Origin of the sequence: Nitrospira sp. (assembly GCA_016873435.1) — a bacterium.
Classification (GTDB): domain Bacteria; phylum Nitrospirota; class Nitrospiria; order Nitrospirales; family Nitrospiraceae; genus VGXF01.
Genome location: VGXF01000001.1, coordinates 260,555 through 284,865, shown reverse-complemented (window position 1 = coordinate 284,865; position 24,311 = coordinate 260,555). Strand labels below are relative to the sequence as shown.

Here is a 24,311-nt window from a genome sequence, read left to right as displayed (position 1 = left end):
GTGCGTCTCATCGTTGGGCTCGGTAATCCCGGCAGGGCCTACGCCCTAACCCGTCACAACGTCGGCATGTGGGCCATTGAGCGGGCCGCCGCTCGATGGTCTATTGCGCTCGCGCCCCGCGGCACCATGCAGCGAGGTTCCGGACGGCTTGGATCGGAGCGAATTGAACTGGCCGGCACGCTTGATTGGATGAACGCTAGCGGGCCTCCGCTTTTGGGCTTGCTCAGAGAACATAAGCTCACCGCTGACGATCTCATCGTGATTCACGACGATCTTGATCTCGCTCCAGGCCGGATGCGGATCAAGCAAGCCGGTGGCGACGGTGGACACAACGGCCTCAAGTCCGTGATCGAGACACTGGGAACTGCGCAGTTCGTGCGGCTGAAAATCGGTGTTGGTCGGCCTGCGCCGGCACAGGATGCGGCAGATTACGTGCTGGAGCCGGTAGCGCGCGAAGAACGGGCAATATACGAGCCGTGCCTGGAGTACGTCGTGGACGCGCTGGAATGTCTGATCCACCGAGGTGTCTCCACGGCTATGAATCAATTCAACATCCGCGACAAGGCGGCTGATGAGGAAGGGGACGCGCACTGATGGGACTCTGCTGCGGCATGATTGGCCTGCCGAACGTCGGCAAAACCACAGTGTTCAATGCGCTCACCGGCGGCGGGGCGCTGGCGGCCAACTATCCCTTTGCCACGGTCGAACCAAACACCGGTATTGCCCTGGTGCCCGATCCGCGTCTGATGAAACTCAACGAGATTTTTTCATCCAGGAAAACCACACCGGCCACGCTGGAAGTCCGCGACATCGCCGGCCTCGTTGAGGGCGCGAGCAAGGGGGAGGGGCTCGGCAATCAATTTCTCGGGCACATCCGTGAGGTGGATGCGCTCCTGCACATCGTGCGCTGTTTCCAGGGGACCGATGTGGTGCACGTGAGCGGTGGGGTAGACCCGTTGCGCGACATCAGTGTCATTGAAACCGAACTGATGCTGGCCGATCTGGACACGCTCGACCGCCGCAAACAGAAGGTGGAGAAGAAGGTCCGTGCCGGTGACAAGAAGGCGGCGGTGGAGATGGCTTTCGTGCAGCGGCTTCTGGAATTGCTCGATAAGGGCGAATGGTTGGGCAATCTGCCGTGGACACAGGAGGAGCGGGCCATCCTCGATGAATGCCAGTTGCTGGCTGCCAAGCCGGTACTCTTTGTCGCCAATGTGTCAGAAGGGCCAAATGCGGACGAGGCGATGGTCAAGCGGGTGCGGGAGTTCGCCGACAAGCGGGGCGCGCGGGTCGTCACGATCTGCGGACAATTGGAAGCAGAACTCTCCTCGCTGCCTGAAGAGGAACGCGCCGACTTTCTGAAAGGCATGGGTCTCACCGAGTCCGGTCTCGTGCGCTTGACGCGTGAAGCCTACCAGTTGCTCCGGATCATCACTTTCTTCACTGCCGGCGAGCAGGAGTCGCGGGCCTGGCCGATTCTGGAAGGGACCAGAGCGCCACAGGCGGCGGGCAAGATCCACTCCGACATGGAACGGGGTTTCATCCGCGCCGAGGCCTACCATTATAATGATCTCCTCGCCTGTGGGTCGGAAGCCAAGGTGAAAGAAAAGGGCCTCTTTCGTCTGGAAGGCAAGGATTACGTGATGAAAGAAGGCGACATCGTCTTCTTCCGCTTTAATGTATAGCGGTTTGACAGTCCGTTTAGGACTGTGTTAATTTTCGGGCACTTGCATCGTTTGTAGCGATGCGCTCATCCCTCGCTCCGGACTTGGTTCCGGGGCCTTTGACCAGGAGGACGACTATATGCAGCTCTACGAGTCTATCTTTATCATCCGTCCGTCCGCATCGGACGACGAAACTAATCAGCTCATCGAGAAGATGAAGAGCCTGCTTCAAAAAGCGGGCGCGTCTATTCTCATCCTCGAGAACTGGGGCAAGAAGAAGCTGGCCTACGAGATCAAGGGGGAGCGCCGCGGGACCTTCGTCTATATCCATTTCCGCTCGGCGGGGACTGTCGTCGACGAGCTCGAGCGCGCCTACCGGCTCGAGGATTCCGTACTGAAATTCCTGACCGTACGTGTCGAGCACGAGCAGCCAGCCAAGCCGGCGGCACCGGCTCCGGTGGCTGAGGGAGCGCATGCGTGACGAGTTTTAACAAGGTCATCCTCATCGGCAACCTCACGAAAAATCCGGAGCTGCGCTACACACCCAACGGCACGCCGGTGGCGAGCTTTGGGCTGGCGGTGAACCGCAAGTATCGCCAGGCTGAGGAGATGAAGGAAGAGGTCTGTTTTGTGGACATCGTGGTGTTCGGGAAAACCGCCGAGCATTGCGGGCAGTATCTAAGCAAGGGCAACGGGGTCATCGTGGACGGCCGGCTCCAGCAGCGGCGCTGGGAGACGGAGGACGGGCAGAAGCGCAGCAAACACGAGGTCGTGGCGCAGACCGTCACGTTCCTGCCAAAGCGGCAGGACGGTGGCGGCGACGCCGGCGCGATGGACGAGCCAGGTTTCGAAGAAGAACCTCAAGGGTAGATTGTAACGAGGAGGACTTAGCGTGGAACGTGACGGCGGTGGAGGCGGAGGACGGTTGTTTCAGCGGCGGCGGCAGTGCCGGTTTTGTGCGGATAAGACACCGATTGACTTCAAGGATATCGGGTTGCTGCGAAATTTCCTAACGGAGCGCGGCCGGATCGTCCCTCGCCGGATGTCGGGCAACTGCCTTGGCCACCAGCGGGATATGACGATCGCGATCAAGCGGGCCCGGTCGATCGCGATGCTATCGTTTGCCGAGGAGTACTGAGGAGACGTCGGTTTGACTTGCCGGGGGGGTTCCGTGTATATCCGAACCACCTCGCAGTTGGCCTTGCGGTGAGACCCATGGCCTTGCCGGTTCTCCATCTCCAGGAAATTCCGCGCGACGGATTGAGCCTGTCCTGTGACGTGCTGGCGGACGAGCTGGCGCTCAGTCTGGACGAAGTGCAGATCCCCAGCGGCCTGTCCCTCGCGGCGCAGGCGCTGAAGGTCGGAGCCGTGGTGCACGTGAGCGGAATGCTGACGGGAACGGTACGGCGACAATGCGTCCGGTGCTTGAAAGAGTATGACGAGGCGCTCCGGCTACCTGTGGCTGGGGAGTTCCACAAGGACGCGGAGCAGGAGCAGAAATCGGAGGACCGCGGGGCCGCCGACGAAACCGGCGACGACCTCTATGCCTACACCGGCGAGGAGATCGTGCTCGACGGGATGCTGCGCGAGCACCTGATTCTCAATGCGCCGATGCAGCCGCTGTGTCGGGAGGACTGCCAGGGGCTGTGCCCGGTGTGCGGGCAGGACTGGAACGAACGCCGGTGCGGGTGCCGGGAGGAGGCAAAGGCCTCGCCCTTCGCCGTGCTGGCAACCTTGAAGGCGCAGATGGCTGCGGAACCGGCGCGCGGCGGGAAGCAGGCCGGACACAATAAGAAGTGAGACTGAGGTAAGGAGACGCCATGCCAAATCCGAAACACCGACACTCAAAATCGCGACGCGACATGCGGCGCGCGAACTGGAAGCGCAAGAAATCCGCAGCGCCTGGTCTGTCCGTGTGCCCGCAGTGCCACGAGCCGAAGCTGCCGCATCTAACCTGTCTCAATTGCGGGACCTATAAAGGCACGCAGATCATCGCGGTCGAAGAATCCTGATCGCCGTCGTTTCACGGTGCTAAGCCGGTGGCCGTGACCACATCGATACTCACAATCGCCGTCGACGCGATGGGCGGGGACCATGGCCCCGCCCCCGTTGTCGAGGGTGCGTTTCTGGCCGTACAGGAGTTTGGCGTAGCCGTCGTATTGGTTGGCGACGAGGTGCAACTGCGCGAACAGCTCCGTCGCACCGGCTGTACGGATTCTCGCGTCTCCGTCCGCCACGCGTCACAGGTCGTGGACATGCATGAGTCGCCGGCGCAGGTCGCGCGCAAGAAGCGCAACTCCTCCATCTGGATCGCGAACGAGCTCGTTCAGTCGGGCGAGGCGCATGCGGTGGTGAGCCCCGGCAACACGGGCGCCAGCGTCGTTTCTGCCATCTTCGTGCTCGATCGGATTAAGGGCGTCGAACGTCCCGCGATTGCCACAACGCTCCCGACGCTGACCGGCACCGCGGTCATGCTGGACGTAGGCGCCAATGTGGACTGTACGGCAAGCCAGTTGGTCCAGTTTGGTATCATGGGTCACGAATACGCGAAGGACCTCTACGACAAGCCGAATCCACGCGTGGGCTTGCTCAGCATTGGCGAGGAGGAGAGTAAGGGCAATGAAGTTACGAAGGAGGCCCTGAAGCTGCTCAAAGCCAGCCGGATCAATTTCATTGGCAACGTTGAGGGGCGGGACGTCTACGCAGGCGGCGCCGACGTCATCGTCTGCGATGGCTTTATTGGTAACGTGGCGCTGAAGATTTCCGAGGGCCTTGCCGAGACAATCAAGAAACTGCTGCAGAAGGAAATTGCCGGCTCGTTTTTGGGACGGCTGTCCTATCCTTTCATCGCCGCGCCGCTGCTCGCGCTCAAGCGCAAGACCGACTATGCCGAATTCGGCGGTGCACCCCTGCTGGGCGTCAACGGCGTCAGCGTCATTGCGCACGGCCGTTCGTCGGCTAAGGCTATCAAGAATGCGATCCGGCAGGCTAAGCGAATGGTGGACGGGCGCGTGATCGAAAATATCCGCCGTGATATCGAACAGAGCCTCGCCGTGCACCAGCCGCCTGCGTTGGGAGGCGCCGAGTGAGGGCGCGAATCGCCGGCACTGGCTTCTACGCGCCGGAGCGGATACTTACCAACGCTGATCTGGAGCGGATGGTCGAGACATCCGATGAGTGGATCGTCGAACGTACGGGCATTCGCGAGCGTCGGCTCGCCGCACCGGGCGAAGCCTGTTCTGATTTGGGCGTGAAAGCCGCTGAGCGGGCGCTGGCGGCTGCCGGCGTCGCCGCCTCCGACCTCGATATAGTTCTGTTGGCAACCTGCACGGGCGATTCGCCGCTGCCCTCCACGGCCTGCTTGATTCAACATCGTATCGGCGCGACGAACGCGGCGGCCTGCGACATCGGGGCGGCCTGCTGCGGCTTTGTCTATGCACTCGCGGTCGGGGACGCCTACGTGCGGACTGGCATGCGCCATGTGCTGGTAATCGGCTCCGAGGTCATGTCCTCCATCACAAACTGGCAGGACCGTAACACCTGCATTTTGTTTGGCGATGGTGCGGGAGCAGTTGTGGTGAGCGCAACGAAGGAGCACCGGGGCATTCTCTCGTCGCATCTGCATTCCGACGGTTCGCTGTGGAATCTGATCTGCGTCCCGGGCGGTGGGTCGCGGATGCCGCCGACCGAAAAGATGCTGGCCGATGAATTGCAGTACATCAAAATGAGGGGCAACGAAACCTTCAAAGTGGCGGTCAAGACGCTGGAAGAGTCGGCGCGCGAGGCACTGGCGGCCAACAATTTGACCGTAAAGGATCTCGACGTGTATGTGCCGCATCAAGCGAATGCTCGCATTCTCAAGGCGGTGGCTAACCGGCTGGACCTGCCGATGGATAAGGTCGTGATGAATGTGGATCGCTATGGCAACACCTCGGCGGCGTCCATTCCGATCGCGTTGGACGAGGCCGTGCGTGACGGCCGAATCACGAAAGGCAAGCTCGTCATGCTGTCAGCGTTCGGCAGCGGGCTCACCTGGGCCACATCTGTCATGCGCTGGTAAAAGGCGTTAAGCGGGTTTCGTGAAACGTATCTTGCACGCTTCTTAACGCACGGCGTTTCAGCAACGCCGCGCGACGCTTTTTCCGATTGACATTATGACGAGGAATCCCCCATATCATACGGCGTCATGGGTTCCGGAATAGGTTTGGTTTTTCCTGGCCAGGGATCGCAATCGGTTGGAATGGGACGCGCGTTGTACGATGCGCATCCCGCGGTGCAGGCGGTCTACAGGGAAGCGTCTGAGGTCCTTGGCTACGATGTGGCCGACCTGTGCTTCAACGGGCCGGCCCAGCAGTTGAATCTGACGGAATATACGCAGCCGGCGCTGCTCACCGCGAGCATTGCCGCCTGGAAGGTTTTGGAGCCGGTCGGGCTCACGCCGGTCGCAGTTGCGGGGCACAGTCTCGGCGAATATTCCGCGCTGGTAGCAGCGGGTGGGCTGACCTTTAAAGATGCGGCCGCGCTGGTGCAGAAGCGGGGCCGATACATGGCCGAGGCGGTGCCGCCGGGCAGTGGGCTGGTGGCAGCGATTCTCGGATTGGCGCCGGACGTGGTGCGCGAGGCATGCAAGGAAGCCTCGGCGGCTGGAGTCGTGGCCGCGGCCAATTTCAATTCGCCTGGCCAGGTCGTGATCGCGGGTACGAAAGCGGCGGTCGAAAAAGCAATCGAAGTGGCGAAGGCTAAGGGGGCCAAGAAGGCTATTCCGCTGCCGGTGAGTGTGCCGGTGCATACGCCGCTCATGCAGTCGGCGGCGGATCGATTGGCAAAAGACGTGGCGGCGACGGCCTGGTCAGATCTGAAAACTCCACTGGTGAACAATGCCGAAGCGAAGGCATTGAAGACGGCGGCAGAGATCAAAGCGTCGCTAATACGACAGTTACCGTCGTCGGTGTTGTGGGAAGACTCGGTAAAGGCGATGCACAGCATGGGCGTAACGACCTTTATCGAAGTCGGGCCTGGCACGGTGCTGAGCGGCTTGATCAAACGGATCGTGCCAGAGGTAAAGCTGCTGAACGTCAACGATTCGCCGTCGCTCGAAGCGACGCTCAATTCGTTGGGCGTGAAGCGTGAAACGTGAAACGTCTGAATCGAAAACGAGATACGCTTCACGAGAGAAGAGATTCAGTCGCGGCAGGATAGTGGGGGTAGAAACAACGCATGTCGCTTGCAGGTAAAACAGCCATCGTGACAGGAGGTGCGCAGGGTATCGGTCGGGCCATCGCAGAAACACTGGCAAAGGCCGGCGCTGATGTGGCAGTGGCTGATTTGGATCTCGGCCGCTCGCAGGAAGCCGTGGTCGCCATCGAAAAGATGGGCCGCAAGGCGCTCAACCTCAAGGTCAACGTGGCGGATGCCAACGACACCAAGGTAATGATCGAGCAGGTGATGAAGGCCTGGGGCAAAGTGGACATTCTCGTCAACAACGCCGGCATCACGCGCGACGGCCTGTTGCTGCGGATGAAGGAAGAAGACTGGAACCTCGTCCTGCAAGTGAACCTGAACGGGACGTTCAATTGCACGAAGGCGGCGTTGCAGCCGATGACGAAGGCCCGCTATGGGCGGATTGTCAACATCGCCTCCATCGTGGGTGCAATGGGCAACGCGGGGCAGGCCAACTATGCGGCGTCCAAAGCAGCGGTCATGGGATTTACCAAGACGGTGGCGCGGGAATATGCGAGCCGCGGCGTGACGGTTAACGCCGTCGCACCCGGGTTCATCGACACAGCGATGACGCAGGGGCTGTCGGCGGATGTGAAGGAGATGTTGTCGAATCAGATTCCGCTCGGGCGGCTGGGCCAGCCGTCTGACATCGCGGAAGCGGTAAAGTTTCTGGTGTCCGATGAAGCCGGGTACATCACGGGTCATGTGTTGCATGTCAATGGGGGCATGCTCATGGCATAACGCGGGAGGAGGTACGCGCGACTATGGCAGCAGATGCGAAAGTGGAAGAAAAAGTGAAAAAGATCATCGCAGAGAACCTCGGCGTGGAGGAAAACGAAGTCGTCCCCGACGCTAAGTTTGTGGACGATCTTGGTGCCGACTCGCTCGATACGGTCGAGCTGGTCATGGCTTTTGAGGAGGCGTTCGACATCGAGATCCCTGATGAGGACGCCGAGAAGATTCTAACGGTCGGCAAGGCGATCGACTATATCAAGGAAAAGATGTAGCGCAGGTTTCCGGAACGGCGATGGCGGAACTGGGCAGACGTCGGGTCGTTGTCACAGGGCTGGGGCTGATCACGCCGCTCGGCATCGGCGTGGAGCCCACCTGGACTGCGTTGTCCGCCGGGCAGTCCGGCATCGGACGCATTACCAAATTCGATCCTGCCAAGTACGCCGCGCAAATTGCCGGTGAGGTGAAGAGCTTTGACCCCACCGCCTTCATCGAGAAAAAAGAAATCAAAAAGATGGATGCGTTCATCCACTACGCCGTAGCTGCGGCGCAGATGGCGGTGGATGACGCGGGCTTGAAGGTTTCGCCCGAGGATGCCGTGCGCGTCGGGGTCTACATCGGTTCTGGCATCGGTGGTCTCGGCTCCATCGAGTCCTACCATACGATCCTCAATGAGAAGGGGCCGGACCGGGTCTCGCCCTTTTTCATTCCAATGACTATCATCAATCTGGCCTCCGGCCAGGTGGCGATCCGGATTGGCGCCAAAGGGCCAAACTCCTGCGCGGTCACGGCCTGCGCGACAGGTAATCACTGCATCGGCGACGCCTTTCGGCTCATCCAGCACGGCGAGGCGGACGCGATGGTGGCGGGCGGCGCGGAGGCGGCCATCACGCCGCTGGGCGTAGCCGGGTTTGCGGCGGCGCGGGCACTCTCGTTCCGCAATGACGAACCCACGAAAGCCAGCCGGCCCTTCGACAAGGACCGCGACGGCTTCGTGCTGGGGGAGGGGGCGGGCATCGTCGTGCTGGAAGAGATGGAACGGGCCAAGCGGCGCGGCGCGAAAATTTACGCTGAGCTGATCGGCTACGCGATGAATGCCGATGCTTATCACATCACGGCTCCGCCAGAGGAAGGCGAAGGCGCGGTGCGTTGCATGGAGCTGGCAATCAAGGACGCAAAGATTTCAAAGAAGGATATTGGCTACATTAACGCGCATGGCACCTCGACGATGGCCGATGCGATCGAGACGCGGGCCATCAAGCAGGTTTTCGGCGAACAGGCCAAGCGTATTCCGGTCAGCTCGACCAAGTCCATGACCGGCCACCTGCTTGGTGCGGCCGGCGGCATCGAGGCCGTGTTCAGCATCCTGGCGATTCACCGCAATCTGTTGCCGCCCACGATCAACCTGGACAGCCCCGATCCGGCCTGCGACCTTGACTACATCCCCTGGAAAGCGCGCCCGGCGTCGGTACTCGTGGCGCTCTCCAATTCTTTCGGCTTCGGCGGTGTAAACGCGTGTCTCCTGTTCAAGAGAATAGCGAACAGCTAATAGCAGGTTGCCAGAACAGGATTTTCTTCAACAGTGATCGACGCGCAATTTCCTTGTCCAGCCGTCCGCTGCTTCCCACCGACCATTTTCTAATTATGGCGCGGACTTCACTCGACATAGCGCAGCAAGCCATCGGCTATATGTTTCAGGACGCCCGCCTGCTTGACGAGGCGCTGACGCACACCTCGCACGTCAACGAACTCAAGGACAAGAGTCTGCGGGACAACGAGCGACTGGAGTTTCTGGGTGATGCCGTACTGGCGCTGATCGTCAGCGAGCAGGTGGTGGCGGCTTGTCCTGATTCAACCGAGGGCACGCTGTCGAAACTGCGGTCGCGGCTTGTCAGCGAAGCCTCGCTGGCCCGCGCCGCCCGCCGGCTCGATCTGGGAAGGCTTATCCGGCTGGGACGGGGTGAAGAGTTGACGCAGGGACGAGACAAAGAATCGATCCTGGCCAATACACTTGAAGCCGTACTGGCGGCAGTCTATCGGGACGGCGGCATCGAGGCTGCGCGGGCGTTCGCGCTCAAGGCTTTTGCACAGGAATTGCACGAGGCTACGAGCGGAGCCGGACTTCCATCCGATGATTATAAGACGCAACTACAAGAGTGGTGTCAGCGGAAGTATGACAGTACGCCACAGTACGTGACGACAAAAGAATTAGGGCCGGACCACCAGAAGCAATTCGAGGTGCAGGTGACGATACAGGCGAAAATCATGGGATGCGGCACAGGGCGGAGCAAGAAGGAAGCAGAACAGGCGGCGGCGCGACAGGCGCTGGATTGCGTGAATCGTGAAACGTGAAGCCTATCTCGTGGGCAAGACTGTCCTGTTTGCGTTTCACGGGATGCGTGCGATGAGATACGAATTAAAGGAGGATGTGACCATGAGCGGATTGTTAAAATCATTAGTGGCAGTAAGTGTAATGGCAAGTCTGCTGTTCGTCACAGTCGGATTGGGCCAGGCAGAGGAGAAAAAGGCCACGAAGGGGTCCAAGGCGATCATCAACACTAAGTTTGGCGAAATCGAGATCGAGTTTTTCTCAGACAAGGCGCCTAATCATGTGAAGAATTTCATCAAGCTGGCGAAGTCGGGCTTCTACAACGGGACAATCTTCCATCGGGTAATCCCTGGTTTCATGATACAGGGTGGCGATCCCAACACCAAGGATCTCAGTAATAAGGCGGCCTACGGGATGGGTGGGTCTGGCACGAACATCGACGCTGAATTCAACGACGTGCTTCATAAACGTGGCATCCTCTCGATGGCGCGGGCCAACGATCCGAACAGCGCCAGCTCGCAGTTCTTCATCTGTGTAGAAAACTCGAATTTCCTCGATCATCAGTACACAGCGTTCGGGCAGGTAGTAAAGGGGATTGGTGTAGCGGACAAGATCGTACAGCAGCCACGGGACAGTCGGGACAATCCGGTGCAGCGAGTGGAAATGACCGTGACGATCGTAGAGTAGCCGTTCATTCTGACACTTGCCGTAGATAGCATCTACGCAAATGCCATGCGTTCAGCCGAAGCTATGCGAAAGGTCGTTGAGTATTTGAGCATGAGTTTTGACCGTACAGCCAATAACGACCGGCAAGAAGTAGTGAAGTGTTATCGCAATGCCATTTGTTTTTAAGCACATAGCGAGTGATAGTGCCTGCAGTCGGCGCCGTGGGGATGGTGAGGCAGTCCGCTGCCTCAGGGCCCGTGGGTGGACGGGGTGAGTTGATTGGCCATCTGGCCAGGCAGGACAATGCGGCCGCCTTCATGCTGCTTGGAGAGATGCTCCGCAATCTGCGGATGAAACGTGTTGATGTAGCCAACTAATCCATTAAGAAAGCGCCGCGACTGCAGACTTGCACCTGAAAAATCCGTTACGAACTGGATGGCTTTATCCAGTAGTTCCGTAGCCTGGCCGGCATCTGGTCCCGGCTGGTCCTTCTGTTTACTAAAGGCCTCGTATTCCCGTTTGAGGTGTTCGGCAAAGACCGGCGCCGGAGCGGCGGGAATGTGCAGCGGACTCAGCGTCCGCCGGAGCGATTGCAGTGCCGCGATGATTTCCCCGTCCTGCCCGTCTCGCCTCGTGCAGAAGTAGCTGAACGTAACGGTCTCGATAAAATTGAATAATGCCGCGCCCTTCTCCTGTTCTTTTGCAAAGAGGATCTTGTAGAATTCCTTGCGCGCGAGCGCGAACTGTTCGCCAGCGCGTTTCTGCTGATAGTCGCTGCTCGCGTCCAGATATTCGCAGTCGGGCGGACAGGAAATGCGTAGGAGCCGGTGCTCGCCGCAGCACTGGCTGCAGATTGTCCCGTTGAGCGCAGGACACGACCGCTTGCCTTTTCTTCCCTGACAATAAACGCACTTGCTCACTTGTTTTCCGGCCCCCCTGTGAAGCCGTAATCGGCCAGTGTTCGTTTCTGCTTATTGGATTTGCCCGGTGTTTCGAGTCCATTGATCTCAGCGGCGTTGCCGTAGAGATAGGGTACGAGGATCAAGTTGCGCGCACGATCCACACTGATGCCGGAGGGAGTTGGCAGATATTCGGCAATCACATTAAAATGGCCGTCAGGGCGCATGCGCCAGACTTTTCCGGCCGTCAGATCAGATACGTACATGTTCCCCCAAGTGTCGAAATCAATGCCGTCGAGGTTGCGGAAGCGGGAAGTAAAAAATCCGTTGGAGACGAATTCCGTGACTGCGCCGTCCGCCGCGATCTTCACGATGTGCCCCTTGGCCCAGCTCACGGCGATAACGTGGCCGGTCTTCGGATGCACGGCAAGCCCGCGCGGCCCAGCCAGCGCGTCGCCGCGCGCCAGGACGGACGCGGCATATTGCTTCGCTGGCTCGATCTTATAAATGATGCTGGCGTTCATGTCAGAGGCGTAGAGCAGGCCGTTTGCATCAGCTGCGACGCCCACGAGCGCGATCGGCCCCGGCAGGCCGGGGAAGGTCACGGTCGCCACCGGTGTGCCGGTATTCACATCGAAGGCGCGCAGCGCGTCGAGATCGGCCACGTAGAGCGTTGAGCCCACCACTGCCATGCCCTTTGGCGCGTGTAACGGTGTGTGGCTGTCGCCGTGGATGAACTGTGAGGCAATGACTTTCCCATCGCGGTCCAACTTGGCAATGAAGCCGTTGTTGTCTCGGGCGTCGGGCTCGCCGTTGACATTGGAGATGAAGTAGCAGTCGCAGCCAGGATCGGCGATGAAATGCTGCGGCCCTTGCAGGCCGGTGACCTGCAGCGCGAAGACCGGATTGGCGGTTAGCAGGGCAGTGGCGCAGAGGAGAAACAATTTTACGAGGCTGTTCACGACGCATCGTACTCGTCGCGCGGAAAGCCTGTCAAGAAACGTGCCGGCCACGTTGACTTGGCCGGAAACGCCTTGCTATTGTTCGGCGGGCTCGTAGTAAGTCGGAAGTACGAATGATAAATGTTGAACTAAAAAAGCCGGATCGGCAGTACCCGTTCATCGGTCATAGTTCATCATCCATCCCTAGGAGGAACACGTGGCGGCGAAATTGATCGATGGCAAGGTGCTGGCGCAATCCATCCGTGAGCGTATGGCGAAAGATGTGGCTGAGCTCCACGCAAAGACGGGGGTGCGTCCCGGTCTCGCGGTAATCCTGGTCGGCGACGATCCGGCCTCCCATCTCTACGTTAAGAATAAGCAGAAGGCTTGCGATGCGGCGGGCATCTACGTGGATGAGCACAAGCTGACGGCCTCGACGAGTCAAGCCGACCTCCTGGCCCTAATCAAAAAGAAAAATGAGGACCCAAAAGTGCACGGCATCCTCGTGCAGTTGCCGTTGCCGAAGCACATTGACAGCAGGGTGATTCTGGACGCCGTCTCGCCCGCGAAGGACGCGGACGGATTTCACCCCTACAATCTGGGCCGTCTGCTCGAAGGCAATCCGACGTTCGAAGCCTGCACACCCAAGGGCATCATCGCGATGATCGAATCTACTGACGCGGGCATCGAGGGAAAGCGGGCGGTGGTGGTGGGGCGCAGCACTATCGTGGGTAAACCCGTGGCGCTCATGTTGCTGCATCGCAACGCGACGGTGACCGTCTGTCATTCAAAGACGAAAGATTTGCCAGCGCTCTGCCGCGAAGCGGACATTCTCGTCGTGGCGATCGGCAAGGCCAAGTTCGTGACGGCCGACATGGTCAAGGACGGTGCGATGGTGATCGACGTGGGCACCAATCAGTTGCCGGACAAGTCCTTTGTGGGGGACGTGGATTTCGGGCCGGTGAGCCAGAAGGCTGGCTGGATTTCGCCGGTCCCGGGCGGCGTCGGTCCAATGACGATCACCATGCTGCTGAACAATACGGTCGAATCAGCCAAGCGCTTCGCCGCTAATGGCTAGAATGCTGAAAGAGGCCCTAGCTTCGTTCGTGGTGGCTCCTCTACCTGCGGGGCCCTGCAAACGCCTTGGGCGCCGCACTTCCCGCGGCCTTGGCAGATGACTTTCTGAGCACCCCACAATTTGTAGTAGGAACATAAGAGATGAGCACCGGTCCTCGTAGACGTCTTAAGGAAATTCTCGACCGCGGCGAATTCGCCGTCACTGTCGAGTACAACCCTCCAAAAGGCACTAACGTCCAGCTCATCCTCGATAATGCCAAGCTGCTGCTTGGGCGTGTGAGCGGCGTGAACGTCACGGACAACACCGCGGCAATCATGCGGGCCAGCTCACTCTCAGTGTGCAAACTGCTGCATGACATGGGACACGATCCGGTCATGCAGATGACCTGCCGCGACCGCAACCGGATCGGCATGCAGTCTGATCTGCTCGGTGCGCATCTGCTGGGCATCCGAAACATCCTCTGCCTGACCGGCGATTATCCAACGGTCGGCGACCACAAGGATGCCAAGCCAGTCTACGATTTGGACTCTGTGCAGGTCATGCAACTGGTCAAGGGTTTCAACGAAGGGTGCGACCTGGCCGGCAACAAGCTCGACGGGGTGACCGAATACTTGATCGGCGCGGCGGTCACGCCTGAAATGGATCCGCAGGGGCCAATGCTGGCAAAATTCGAAGCCAAGGTGAGGGCCGGGGCGTCCTTCTTTCAGACTCAGGCCATCTACGACACGGCACACCTCGCCAAATTCATGCAAACCGTCCGGCCGTTCAAGGCGAAAGTACTGGCGGGGATTCTCCTGCTACGCTCGGCTAAGATGGCCGAGTTTCTCAACGCGAACATCCCCGGCATTTCCGTTCCTACTGAGACGGTCGCCGAGTTGCGCGCGGCTGGCCCTAAGCACGAACAGGAAGTCGGTATCGACATCGCCCTCCGGACGATCAAGGCCGTGCGCCCACACTGCGACGGCGTGCATCTGATGGTGCTGAAAGCCACCGATCGCCTTCCAGACCTTCTAACAAAGGCTGAATTGGGCTGATTTCTCTCCGTTCCCGTTCCACGCTCTACGCTGGCGCGCGTGCGAAATTGCCAAGGGAGTTGTCGGACTCGCTCAAACCTCAGGCGAAGGCGGGGACGTTTCTCATTTTATGTTTTTCTGTGGTAGGATTTCCGCATGGTACGGATGACCGTTCCAGCATTCCAGCAGTACAAGCGCGAGGGCAAAAAGCTGATCCTCGTGACGGCCTATGACGCGCTCTTCACGAATATCGTCGAGCAGGCAGGGATCGAAGCAATCCTGGTTGGCGACTCGCTGGGCGTCGTTGTGCAGGGCAAGCCGGATACGCTCTCGGTGACGATGGAAGACATGTACTATCACACGAGACTTGTCGCGGGTGCCGCGCAGCGTGCGCTTGTGATTGCGGACATGCCGTTTCTCTCCTATCAGGTCAGCGTGGAGGAAGCGGTCCGCAATGCTGGCCGCTTGATCCAGGCGGGAGCGGCGGCGGTGAAGCTCGAAGGCGGCGCGCCGGTACTCGACCGTGTGCAGGCTATAACCCGTTTCGGCATTCCGGTCATGGGCCACCTCGGCATGACGCCGCAGTCCGTCCACCAATACGGCGGCTACAAGGTGCAGGGGAAGGACCGGATGCAGTCGGAGGCGATGATCGCCGACGCGAAGGCCCTTGAAGCGGCCGGTGCCTTTGCAATGGTGCTGGAGGCCATCCCCGCATCGCTTGCGAAACAAATCACCTCCACCGTGACTATTCCCACCATCGGCATCGGCGCGGGCGCGCATTGCGACGGGCAGGTGCTGGTGCTACACGATCTGTTGGGCCTCCTCGACAGCTTTGCGCCGAAGTTTCTCAAGCCCTACGCCCACCTCAAGGCCGACGCGCTCCAGGCCCTGCGCTGCTACAAAGAGGAAGTGGAGCAGGGGAAGTATCCGTCCGATTCCGAGAGTTATCACTAGGGCGTCATATTTCACAGCACGGTATCTCTGTAGACGCTGTTGGCCTGGGCTCTGTCGTTCTGGGTGGCGATGGTGCTTGTGCCTGTGGACGGCCAGAGCGGGGTGCGGTCCAGCATTCTGCCGTTCCTGCTTGTCGGGTGTCTGGTGGGCGCGCAGCGGTCGTTCCCGCTCTCGCATCCTTACACGGGCCGGCCCGTTCGGGGCGCACGGGAATCCATGCTGTTATCGGTCGGGCGCGGCGGGCACTTGATGCCGATGGTTTATGGGTAGGACGCTTCGATGGTGGAGGAAAGTCCGCCGCGGGCAGTGAAGCGGCCGGTCACGGTCGCCCTGACCGGTTTGCACGCGTCGACGACGTGGGCGAGGATCCGGTTCACGGCGTTCTCGTAGAAGATGCCGAGGTTCCGGTAGGCGTGAATGTACATCTTGAGCGACTTCAATTCGAGGCAGTCCTTGTTTGGCGTGTAGCGTAGGGTGATCGTGCCGAAGTCGGGCAGGCCAGTCTTGGGGCAGATGGCTGTGTACTCCGGAATCTCGATCGTGATCTCGTAGCCCTGATACTGATTGGGGAAGGTCTCGATTGCCGGCAGCTTCGCATGCAGGCCGCTCGTGGCATGCTGCGCGTTGTAGCCAAGGCGCGGTATCTTTCTCGTCGTGCGCTTCACGTGCAACTCCTCATCAATTTTCTGTCGTTCCTGGGGCGTCGTTCGTATCTCACAAAGCGCATCTCATTTTGGCTTTGGGCGCTTCGCACTTCACGAGCGACGCTTGACGGCCTTACACCTGTTTCATCCAATCCGTTTGCCCGATTTCCTCCAACTTGAAGTACAACGTCACCCAGGGGCAGGTCATCTCCGGATAGACTTCGCAGAAGCCACCCTTGCGTACCCCACCGCAGGGCCCATGGCTCATGAACTTAGGGCACTCGGCTTTGGGCGTGCCGTCGGGCACGGGCGGACGTTTGTGTACGCCGCCAACGTGGTTGGCTCCGTCTTGCTCGCCTGGGATGATGACGCGCAGTGGCATGGTCGTAGGCGGAGACTACACCGCTTTCATGAATTGGGCGATTTCCGTTACGTTCAGCTCGCGCAGCGCGATCTCGGGCGCGTAGATGACTTCATCGGCGCCCCAGCCGACCATCGGCGTCGTTTGTTTCGACACGCCCAGCACATGCTGTAGCAGAGTGCGAATGTTGCCCGTGATGCGGAGTGTGTTCGGAAGAATCGGCGCGGCCAGCTTGCCGCCGCGGATCATATATGTATCGCCTGTCACCGTGCAGGTGAAATCGCCTGCGCGTAAGCCGTTCATGGGGTAGGTGTACCAGATGCGGCCGATATAGACGCCGTCGCCGACAAGGCGCAGCAGACTGTCCGTCGTCTGCGGCTCGGAGCCCTCAATGCAGACGTTAGTCGCAGCGATTGTCGGTTGTGCATCGAACTGCCGACCGCCCTGGCTCGAAAGCCGGAATCCGTTACGCGGCGTCAGGACTTCTCGGTGCTCTTTTGGATTGAGACCGAGTTTGCGTCCCGCTTGCGGATCGCGCAGCAGCCGCTGTGTCTCGTAATGGTTCGACAGGAGGCCTTTCAAGATGCCGCGCGCGATCAGGTCCGTGCGTCCGGTCGGCAACCCTTCGCAGGTGAGGGCGCGTGTACCGACAAGTCCTTTGGCTGCACCTTGATCATAGATGCTCAGCAGATTCGAGGCGACCGTGCGGCCGATCTCTCCAAGGAACGCCGAGCGGCTACTGTAGAAGGCATCGGCGCTCAGACTCGGCAAGAGGACATTCGTCAGTAAATCCGCGACTGGCTGCGGCCCCAACACGACGGGATAGGTCCCGCTCGGCAGGCGCTGGCCGCCGGTGGATTGAATCGCGTGCACTGCTGCGCCGGAACCAGTCTCGCCTTTGAACCTGGCAAGGTGGGTAGCAGCCGTGTAGCTGGTACCCTTAGCCTGTTTGCCCTCGACCATGGCCGTGACGGTCGAAGTCAAGAACGTGGATTCGTCGGTCTGAACTTTCGGCATGGCGGTCGAGGCGATGGCCACGCGCTGGCGGAACAGAGCCACGTCGCCGCCGACGATCAAGCCGAGCGCCGAGAGTTTCTCATTCGAGCCGGCCAGCTTGGCCAAGACATCGGCACCGGAAAAAGTTTTCAGCGCCTCCTGCACGACTCGCCAGCCGGTTTCTACAAGGGCAGCGTCAGTCACGCCCATGATCTTGCGGTCGTGATAGGCAGCCATCTTCTGCGCGGCCACGCCGGTAGGCGCAGGTAGCGAGACGAATTCCGGGTCCGGCACGGCGTTGGCACGGGCCTTTTCGATCGCGCGCTGGATGCCCCGGGCCGTGAGGTCGCGCGCCTCGCTGCCGAAGCCAATGCGCAGCGTCCCGTCACCGGTGAAGACGGCGCGGATACCGATACCGTGGGTGTCCGTGGACTTGGGTTCCTCGACTCCGTTGCAGGGAATGTGCGAAGTGTAATTGAGCCGGCAGAGCAATTGCCCGGTGCTCGAGGCGTAGACCTCCGCCTCCCGCACATCCTTCATGCGGGCCAGCAGCGCGAGCGCGCGCTGCGTGGCGGCTTTCAATTCGGTCAGCGAGCGCACAATTATATTCCTGTCAGTTTCGCCCGACTGCGCATCGTCGGTGCGCCATTGCCAAGCCGCTTGATCTGCATCGGCTGGCCCTTGCCGCAATTCGGAATCGGCCCAAGGCAAAAATCCTTCCCGACCGCATCCACCTTCGTCAGATAGTTTTTTGTGTCGGCCGTCATGCCGCCGCCCCGGTAGAGCTGGCCCAGCTGGCCGTTGCGGATCTCATAGACCTTCTGCGCCGAGATGCTGAAGTTCTCGCGTGACTCGGCGATGGATGGCGTGCGGTGGCCGACGAGGTAATAGCCGCGGTCCACGTCGGCAATGATTTCCTCGGGATCGTGCGGCCCCGCGCCGAACACGGTATTCGACATGCGGATAAGCGGCACCATCGAGGCTTCTGTCGCCTTGTAGGAGCCGTTCGGCTCCGCACCGATGATCGCCGACGTCTGCCGGCTGTTCATAAAACCTTTGAAGATGCCCTTTTCGATGTGCACGACCTTCTTTGCGGGCGTGCCCTCGTGGTCGTAGGCATAGTGGCCGAGGCCTGGCAGCGCGGGATCGGAGTAGGCCGAGACGAGCGGCGAGGCGATTGGTTTGCCGAGCTGATTGTCTGTCAGCGAGTGGAAGAGCCAGCTCCGGCCCGCGTAGCCCGTTTCCATTTTGAGCGCGCGGTCCAGCTCGGTCGGGTGGCCGAGGATCTCGTGCGCCTTGAGCACGTTGTAGTGTGGGTCCGTGACGACGACGACTTCCTTGTCGGTCGCTTTGCACGGAGGCGAGTCGATCAATTGTAAACAGTCACGACCGAGACGTGTAGAAAATGTCAGTAAATCGAGGTGGCGGATGAATTCGCTACGCGTGCCTTCGGTGATCGTCTCCCAGCCGCGTTGATGGCCGATGTAATCGGAGAGCGACTGGTCGGCCGTGTCGTTTTCGGCCACTACCGAGCACCAGCCCAGCGTGTTGGCGAAGGTCTGGTCGATGATTGTGCCCTCGGAGCTCACGAACAGCTCGCGCCAGAGTCCGGTCGTTGCCGCGATTGTGTTGTAGCGGATGTGTGAGCCCAGGCTAGATACCGCGCGCGAGACTTCGGCCGTGTAGCGGCAAATTTCCGCCAGTGGCACTGAGCGGGGGTCGATTGCATATTCCGCCTTGAGGCTGTCCTGGTGGACCTCGATCGGTGCGAGCGCAAGGCCGGTGAGGCTGTCACCCAGCCCCTTGAACTTGGCACGGGTCTGTTCCTTTTGCTGGGCATTGGCAATGGCCCGGTCGTAGGCGTGTCGGAGCCCGTTATGCAGGAGGGTAGCTAGCTTGGGAAAGTCGGCGTTGCCAAGCCGGTGGCCGTAGTAGCCGGGCGCGACGAGGGGATGGCCAGCCAGCACACGGATGCCGAAGCCAAACGTATAGTCGTCCTGCGCGGATTTGCCAGCGCCGTTTTCTGCAGATGCATATTTCGTTTCCGAAATTTCGAGGCGCAGATCAGCATAGCGGCAGTGCCGGAAGCGTTGCTTCGCGGCCCGTGCAAGCTCGGCCGCCGTCCGTTTAAGGCGGTCGAGCGACTCGATAGTAATCGGTTTTGTGCTGAGCGTTTTTGCCATGAAAATCTGCCGATCACGTTGGAAATTTTCTCAAAATCGCCTCTATTATAGAGAACGCTTTGCAAAAGCGTCAAGGTAAGCGAAAAATAGGGTTGGGGCCAATGGGCCTAGTGGAGAAAGGCCCCGGTAGGCCTTCTTTTAGAGGGGGTGGGCCTTCTGTTAAGTTGCATTAAAATTAGGGAAGTTATACGATCCGCCCCGTGAGGATCGGGCCAGCGGGTCCGCGATTTTCTGAATTGACACAATTTCCGTATTTTTGCTAAGATTCGCCTGCTCAGCTGGATGAAAAGGTGAAGAGAATCAGAGAGTTCTAATCACTTAACGGTTTTTATCCGGCGGCGATTGTTTCGATAAACCGATAAAGCGCCGCTGGCCTAGCAAGCCCTGTAAGGAGGCCCACATGAGTCTCGATTACGTGAAGTTCACCCCCGGGTTCGACAAGTTCATGCCCAAGGAATACCGGGACATGGTCGACCATGGTCCGTTCGGCAAGAAGGTCACCGTGTCGCAGATGGGCAGCTTCAAAGAGGTGCTGGAAGAGCACCCGATGTGCGCTGGCTGTGCCATGACCCTCTTCATCCGTCTCGCCATGATCGCGTTCCCCAATCCCGAAGACACCATCACCGTCGGCACCGCAGGCTGCGGACGCCTGGCCATCTCGCAGGCGGCAATCCCGTTTGTCTACGGCAACTACGGCGACCAGAACGGCGTGGCCAGCGGCCTCTCGCGGGGCCTGCGGCTCCGCTTCGGCGACAAGCCAAAGGATGTGGTCGTGATGGCGGGCGACGGTGGCACGGCGGACATCGGTTTTCAGCAGGTCGTACATTCCTGGTTCCGCCACGAACGGTTCACCACGATCATGCTCGATAACGAGGTCTACGGCAACACAGGCGGACAGGAGAGCGGCATGACCAACCGCGGTGCCGTGCTCAAGATGGCTCCACTCGGCAAGAAGTACGACAAGATGGACATGGTCGGCCTTGCCAAGCTGGCGGGCTGCGCCTATGTCGCCACGGTGGTGCCCAACAATCCACGCCGAGTGGAAAGCGTGATCAAGAAGGCCGTGCTGGTCGCTCGCGAAGTCGGCGCCAGCTACATACAGGCCTACACCTCCTGCAACATCGAGTATGCGATTCCGACCGACAAGGTCATGGAGGATGCCAAGACGGTCGAGAACGACCGCTACGCGTTCACCGAGTACATCAGCGACGAAGCCAAGCAGTATCTCGCCGAGCGCTACGGCTACAAGGAGTATCTCCCGAAGCCAGCCGGTGCGACGGCGGCGCTGCCGGACAAGGCCTGATCACCGACCCGGAATTCGCTCAAGGGGGATCTCATGGCAAAACGCTTTAACATTCGCATGGCGGGTGTGGGTGGGCAGGGCGTCGTCACCGGCTCGCACATTCTCAGCACGGCCGTGATCAACGCAGGCGGTGAGAGCACCATCGTTCCGTTCTACGGCTCGGAAAAGCGCATGGCGCCGGTCGAGAGCTACGTCCGCGTGTCGGACGAGCCGATCTACGAAATTGGCGAGATCACCTTCCCGCACATCATCATCATCTTCCACCCGCAGGTCATCACGCACGGCAAGTCCTACACGATGCCGTTCTACTTCGGGTTGAAGGAGGACGGGATTGCGCTGATCAATAACGACGGACCGATGAGGCTGCACAAGGATCAGCAGCGTGAGCTCGATGAGCGCCGCGCAAAGCTCTACTATTTCCCGGCCACGAAACTGTCGCTGGAAGTGTCGGGCATGGACCTCGCCACGAATATGGCGTTGATGGGCTGCATCGGTGCCATTACCGGATTGACGAGCATGCCGGGTCTGGAGCAGGCCGTGAAGGACCGTTTCCTCGGCAAAGGCTTTGTCGTCTCGGGCGGTACGGCCGCACTGGACAGTGTCGTCGAGCGGAAGTTTAAGAAGAAACAGGAACTCATCGACAAGAACATGGCCGTCATTCGCGCGGGCTGGAATTACGCAGCGGACAAGGGCTGGGCGGCAAAGGGCATCGCCAAAGTTGATGTGCCGGCGCCGGTGGCCGCGGCGGTCTAAGCGGACTCGGACGGGAGAAAGGATCAGCAATGTATCTTGTGGCGGACATTAGCATTGAAATTTGCGCGGCTAAGAGCTGCAAGCTCTGCACGCAGTACTGCCCCGAAGCTAATACCATCCTCTACAGCGACGAGATGGGCAAGGACAAGGGCTTCAAGTACGGCTCGGCCTACGTGGCGGTGGACCGCTGCAAGGGCTGCGCGCAGTGCGTGTGGGTCTGTGACAACATGGCCAAGAACAACGCCATCAAGATGATCATGATCGATCAACTTCCCAAGGCGGCCCTGACCGACAACATCACCTACGGCGAAAAGAGCACCACAGCGGTGCTGGCCAGCCCGGTGGTCGGGTAACGCGATGGGCAAGACCACCACATCGAACGAGCAGGAACGCATCATTGTCCCGGGGCCGGCCGGCTTCCATCCGCCGTCCGCCGCGCAGCTCGGCGTCATGCTGCCTGATCCAGGGCAGGGGCTTAAGTACGGTATCCTCGAGCCCAACGAAGAGACGGTCATGGAGGAGATCGCGCGGGTTATGCTCACGAGCCCGAACGCGACGATCTTCCCGGGCCCGCTCGTGCTGTGGAACTGGAACGATCACGCGGCCGACAAGGCCAAGGCGGTGCTTGAAATTGCCGCGCAAATCCCTGAAGTGCTCATTATCCCTATGCCGGACTATCGGCCCAAGTATCCGAAGATTGACCACGAGGAAGTTATCAATCCCAATCACCCGAACCTGACGATCTGGGGCAACAAGATCGAAGCCTGCATCTTCATCGGTGTGCATTGCCACTATGCGAACCTCACGCTGAAGATGATCCGGGCAGGGACGAATTGCTGCACCACCGCCCTCTGCGCCGAGCAGGGCCACGAGGATGCGATGATGACCGTCCGCGACTGCGATGCCGCCAAGCTGCGGCGCATGGCGCAGGTCACCAAGCGCGTCCGCGAGCAATTGGGCCTCAAGCTGGTGGCCAACGGCGAGAACGTGCGCTTTACTGGCACGCAGTCGAAGGTGCACGGCGGAAAGACCCACACAAATCCGTTGACATTCATGCCCGGCAGCGACACGGCTAGTGCGGCCGCGTTTGGGCACAAGGCCGAAAACATGCAGAGCGAAGCCTGAGGCCGGCGCCCCTCAATATCTCCAGCCGAGAGGTGACACGATGAGCGAAACCAAGACCAATCCGCAGGGCGATCCGATCACCAGCACCGCGGCGGTTCCGTCCGCAGCGAAGAAAGATCCGCACGCGGACGCCAAACAGCAGAAGGTCGTGACGCCTGAGTACATGTTTCATGAAGCGCCGCGCACCAAGGAGTTCATCACGGGCAGCGAGGCGGCCAAGGAGGCCATCCGTCGCTCAAACGTGGATCTGGCCATCGCCTATCCGATCACCCCGCAGAGCGAAACCATGCAGCTCGTCGGCGTGCTCTACGGCGAAGGCTATGTGAAAGAATACTACCGCGGCGAGGAAGAGGTTGGCGTCATGGCGGCGATCGCGGGGGGCTCGCGCGCGGGCGTCCGTTGCTACACGGCGACAGCCGGTCCTGGCACGCTGCGCGGTCTAGAAGGCATCGCCTCTTGGCCCGGACATCGTCTGCCGGTTGTGGCCATGTTCACCTGCCGCGTCGTCAACGCGCCGCTAGCCATTCAGCCGGACAACATTGAAGTCTCGTACCTCCTCAACTGCGGCATGATCGTGTTTCACGCCGAGAACCAGCAGGACATGTTCGATTTCACGATGGCGGGTTTCACGATCAGCGAAAAGAACGACGTGACCCTGCCGGTCGGTGTCTGCTGCGACGGCTTCTTTGTCACCCACGCGCGTGGCTACGTGCGTATGCAGGATCGCGGCATCAAGCTCCCACCGCGCGAAGCATGGCGCGGTGCAGTGCCGGTGCTGGACGCGGAAAATCCGCCCGCACGTCTCTCGCGCGACGCCCCGGTCCAGAAGTCGAACTTCATGGCCTACAACATCCACGCGGTCTGGCAGCAGGAAGTCTGGGCGGCAGTCGAGCGCTCGCGTAGGTACATCAACAAGTACATGGGTGGGTTGTTGACGGCTGAAAATGTCGAAGGCGCGGATGCCATCATCATTGCGTCCGGCAGCGCCGCCGCGCAGTCGCGCGAAGCAGTCCGAATCTGCAAAGAGAAGGGCTACAACGTCGGGCTGATCAAGGTTCGCTCGCTGCGTCCGTTTCCCACGCAGGAACTGCGCAAGCTCTGCAAGACTGCAAAGCTCATCGTGGTCCCCGAATTCAACTATGTCGGCTGGTTGGCCAAGGAAGTGGCCACGGCAATCTACGGCCACTCCCAGGCCAAGATCATTGGCGGCCCACGCGTCTATGGCGGGCAGTCCATGCCGGTTGAGTTGATTGTGGACGAGGTCGAGTCCGGCCTGACCGGAAAGAAGTCCACGAACGTCGCATTGTCCTCAATCATGGGCACCGTCAATCAAGACGAGGTGGCCCACTTCATGCGCAGTATCTAAGCGGCTAGTCCACAACAAAGGGCCTGATCCCAGCAGGGGTCAGGCCCTTTTATTTTTTTCAAATATGGTCAAATCGACGGATAT

General features: G+C 60.0%; 29 protein-coding genes and 1 pseudogene. 24 read left to right on the top strand and 6 right to left on the bottom strand.

The features are described 5' to 3' along the window. The 15 genes from FJ248_01475 (at window position 1) to FJ248_01405 (ending at window position 10,632) form a co-directional block, all read left to right on the top strand. Window positions 1–594, top strand: coding sequence for an aminoacyl-tRNA hydrolase (locus tag FJ248_01475; protein ID MBM4119557.1), 594 nt, complete (start codon window positions 1–3; stop codon window positions 592–594). After that, window positions 594–1,685, top strand: a complete 1,092-nt coding sequence (ychF, locus tag FJ248_01470) for a redox-regulated ATPase YchF (GenBank protein ID MBM4119556.1) — start codon at window positions 594–596, stop codon at window positions 1,683–1,685. Before FJ248_01475 ends, ychF begins: the two co-directional genes overlap by 1 nt. A 118-nt stretch (window positions 1,686–1,803) precedes the next feature. Beyond that, entirely contained in the window at window positions 1,804–2,145 is a 342-nt protein-coding gene (gene rpsF, locus FJ248_01465) for a 30S ribosomal protein S6 (protein MBM4119555.1), read from the top strand. Further along, window positions 2,142–2,534 (top strand): single-stranded DNA-binding protein, encoded by a 393-nt coding sequence (locus FJ248_01460; GenBank protein MBM4119554.1) that lies wholly within the window; start codon window positions 2,142–2,144, stop codon window positions 2,532–2,534. The genes rpsF and FJ248_01460 overlap by 4 nt, the downstream gene beginning before the upstream one ends. A 22-nt stretch (window positions 2,535–2,556) precedes the next feature. Further along, on the top strand, window positions 2,557–2,802 hold the full coding sequence (gene rpsR / locus FJ248_01455; GenBank protein ID MBM4119553.1) for a 30S ribosomal protein S18: 246 nt from the start codon (window positions 2,557–2,559) through the stop codon (window positions 2,800–2,802). Between the two features lie 248 nt (window positions 2,803–3,050). Continuing rightward, a complete protein-coding gene (locus tag FJ248_01450; GenBank protein ID MBM4119552.1) occupies window positions 3,051–3,464 on the top strand; it encodes a DUF177 domain-containing protein in 414 nt (137 codons plus the stop codon). Between the two features lie 20 nt (window positions 3,465–3,484). Next, a complete protein-coding gene (locus tag FJ248_01445; protein MBM4119551.1) occupies window positions 3,485–3,676 on the top strand; it encodes a 50S ribosomal protein L32 in 192 nt (63 codons plus the stop codon). 69 nt (window positions 3,677–3,745) lie between these two features. Continuing rightward, window positions 3,746–4,753, top strand: a complete 1,008-nt coding sequence (gene plsX / locus FJ248_01440) for a phosphate acyltransferase PlsX (GenBank protein MBM4119550.1) — start codon at window positions 3,746–3,748, stop codon at window positions 4,751–4,753. Next, window positions 4,750–5,724, top strand: a complete 975-nt coding sequence (locus FJ248_01435; protein ID MBM4119549.1) for a ketoacyl-ACP synthase III — start codon at window positions 4,750–4,752, stop codon at window positions 5,722–5,724. The genes plsX and FJ248_01435 overlap by 4 nt, the downstream gene beginning before the upstream one ends. Before the next feature lie 126 nt (window positions 5,725–5,850). Next, on the top strand, window positions 5,851–6,801 hold the full coding sequence (gene fabD, locus FJ248_01430; protein ID MBM4119548.1) for an ACP S-malonyltransferase: 951 nt from the start codon (window positions 5,851–5,853) through the stop codon (window positions 6,799–6,801). Between the two features lie 80 nt (window positions 6,802–6,881). Next, window positions 6,882–7,625, top strand: a complete 744-nt coding sequence (gene fabG, locus FJ248_01425) for a 3-oxoacyl-[acyl-carrier-protein] reductase (GenBank protein ID MBM4119547.1) — start codon at window positions 6,882–6,884, stop codon at window positions 7,623–7,625. A 23-nt stretch (window positions 7,626–7,648) separates the two neighbouring features. Then, window positions 7,649–7,891: an acyl carrier protein gene (acpP, locus tag FJ248_01420; protein MBM4119546.1), complete on the top strand. Its 243-nt coding sequence runs from the start codon at window positions 7,649–7,651 to the stop codon at window positions 7,889–7,891. Between the two features lie 20 nt (window positions 7,892–7,911). Next, window positions 7,912–9,165: a beta-ketoacyl-ACP synthase II gene (gene fabF, locus FJ248_01415; GenBank protein ID MBM4119545.1), complete on the top strand. Its 1,254-nt coding sequence runs from the start codon at window positions 7,912–7,914 to the stop codon at window positions 9,163–9,165. Between the two features lie 92 nt (window positions 9,166–9,257). Further along, a complete protein-coding gene (gene rnc, locus FJ248_01410; GenBank protein ID MBM4119544.1) occupies window positions 9,258–9,968 on the top strand; it encodes a ribonuclease III in 711 nt (236 codons plus the stop codon). A gap of 121 nt (window positions 9,969–10,089) precedes the next feature. Next, window positions 10,090–10,632, top strand: a complete 543-nt coding sequence (locus FJ248_01405; protein ID MBM4119543.1) for a peptidylprolyl isomerase — start codon at window positions 10,090–10,092, stop codon at window positions 10,630–10,632. A 227-nt stretch (window positions 10,633–10,859) separates the two neighbouring features. On the opposite strand, the gene FJ248_01400 is transcribed toward FJ248_01405, so the two are convergent. Together FJ248_01400 and FJ248_01395 are read right to left on the bottom strand one after the other, a co-directional pair. Further along, a complete protein-coding gene (locus tag FJ248_01400; GenBank protein ID MBM4119542.1) occupies window positions 10,860–11,531 on the bottom strand; it encodes a hypothetical protein in 672 nt (223 codons plus the stop codon). Continuing rightward, on the bottom strand, window positions 11,528–12,472 hold the full coding sequence (locus FJ248_01395) for a hypothetical protein (protein MBM4119541.1): 945 nt from the start codon (window positions 12,470–12,472) through the stop codon (window positions 11,528–11,530). Before FJ248_01395 ends, FJ248_01400 begins: the two co-directional genes overlap by 4 nt. Window positions 12,473–12,668: 196 nt before the next feature. Here FJ248_01395 and folD point away from each other — a divergent pair, with 196 nt between their 5' ends. The 4 genes from folD to FJ248_01375 all read left to right on the top strand — a co-directional run bounded on the left by folD (window position 12,669) and on the right by FJ248_01375 (window position 15,766). Further along, window positions 12,669–13,529 carry a bifunctional methylenetetrahydrofolate dehydrogenase/methenyltetrahydrofolate cyclohydrolase FolD gene (folD, locus tag FJ248_01390; GenBank protein ID MBM4119540.1) on the top strand — a complete coding sequence of 287 codons (861 nt, stop codon included), beginning with the start codon at window positions 12,669–12,671 and terminating at the stop codon, window positions 13,527–13,529. Between the two features lie 140 nt (window positions 13,530–13,669). After that, a complete protein-coding gene (locus FJ248_01385; GenBank protein MBM4119539.1) occupies window positions 13,670–14,563 on the top strand; it encodes a 5,10-methylenetetrahydrofolate reductase in 894 nt (297 codons plus the stop codon). 144 nt (window positions 14,564–14,707) lie between these two features. Further along, window positions 14,708–15,496: a 3-methyl-2-oxobutanoate hydroxymethyltransferase gene (gene panB, locus FJ248_01380; protein MBM4119538.1), complete on the top strand. Its 789-nt coding sequence runs from the start codon at window positions 14,708–14,710 to the stop codon at window positions 15,494–15,496. Window positions 15,497–15,565: 69 nt separating this feature from the next. Then, window positions 15,566–15,766: a hypothetical protein gene (locus FJ248_01375; protein MBM4119537.1), complete on the top strand. Its 201-nt coding sequence runs from the start codon at window positions 15,566–15,568 to the stop codon at window positions 15,764–15,766. Here FJ248_01375 and queF read toward each other — a convergent pair. From queF to FJ248_01355, 4 genes are all read right to left on the bottom strand, one after another. Further along, window positions 15,757–16,140 carry an NADPH-dependent 7-cyano-7-deazaguanine reductase QueF gene (queF, locus tag FJ248_01370; GenBank protein MBM4119536.1) on the bottom strand — a complete coding sequence of 128 codons (384 nt, stop codon included), beginning with the start codon at window positions 16,138–16,140 and terminating at the stop codon, window positions 15,757–15,759. The genes FJ248_01375 and queF overlap by 10 nt on opposite strands. A gap of 133 nt (window positions 16,141–16,273) precedes the next feature. Then, window positions 16,274–16,522, bottom strand: coding sequence for a hypothetical protein (locus tag FJ248_01365; GenBank protein ID MBM4119535.1), 249 nt, complete (start codon window positions 16,520–16,522; stop codon window positions 16,274–16,276). A 15-nt stretch (window positions 16,523–16,537) separates the two neighbouring features. Then, window positions 16,538–18,097, bottom strand: coding sequence for a hypothetical protein (locus FJ248_01360; protein ID MBM4119534.1), 1,560 nt, complete (start codon window positions 18,095–18,097; stop codon window positions 16,538–16,540). A 2-nt stretch (window positions 18,098–18,099) separates the two neighbouring features. Beyond that, a complete protein-coding gene (locus tag FJ248_01355; protein ID MBM4119533.1) occupies window positions 18,100–19,680 on the bottom strand; it encodes a TldD/PmbA family protein in 1,581 nt (526 codons plus the stop codon). A gap of 400 nt (window positions 19,681–20,080) precedes the next feature. Between FJ248_01355 and FJ248_01350 the strand changes: the two genes are divergently transcribed. The 5 genes and pseudogenes from FJ248_01350 to FJ248_01330 all read left to right on the top strand — a co-directional run bounded on the left by FJ248_01350 (window position 20,081) and on the right by FJ248_01330 (window position 24,227). Then, a complete protein-coding gene (locus tag FJ248_01350) occupies window positions 20,081–20,983 on the top strand; it encodes a ferredoxin oxidoreductase (protein MBM4119532.1) in 903 nt (300 codons plus the stop codon). 33 nt (window positions 20,984–21,016) lie between these two features. Continuing rightward, window positions 21,017–21,736, top strand: coding sequence for a ferredoxin oxidoreductase (locus tag FJ248_01345; GenBank protein ID MBM4119531.1), 720 nt, complete (start codon window positions 21,017–21,019; stop codon window positions 21,734–21,736). Between the two features lie 29 nt (window positions 21,737–21,765). Continuing rightward, window positions 21,766–21,996 (top strand): annotated as a pseudogene (locus FJ248_01340) (hypothetical protein). Window positions 21,997–22,093: 97 nt separating this feature from the next. Then, a complete protein-coding gene (locus FJ248_01335; protein ID MBM4119530.1) occupies window positions 22,094–22,861 on the top strand; it encodes a 2-oxoglutarate:ferredoxin oxidoreductase in 768 nt (255 codons plus the stop codon). Window positions 22,862–22,901: 40 nt separating this feature from the next. Beyond that, window positions 22,902–24,227 (top strand): ferredoxin oxidoreductase, encoded by a 1,326-nt coding sequence (locus FJ248_01330; GenBank protein MBM4119529.1) that lies wholly within the window; start codon window positions 22,902–22,904, stop codon window positions 24,225–24,227. The last annotated feature ends 84 nt before the right edge of the window (window positions 24,228–24,311 follow it).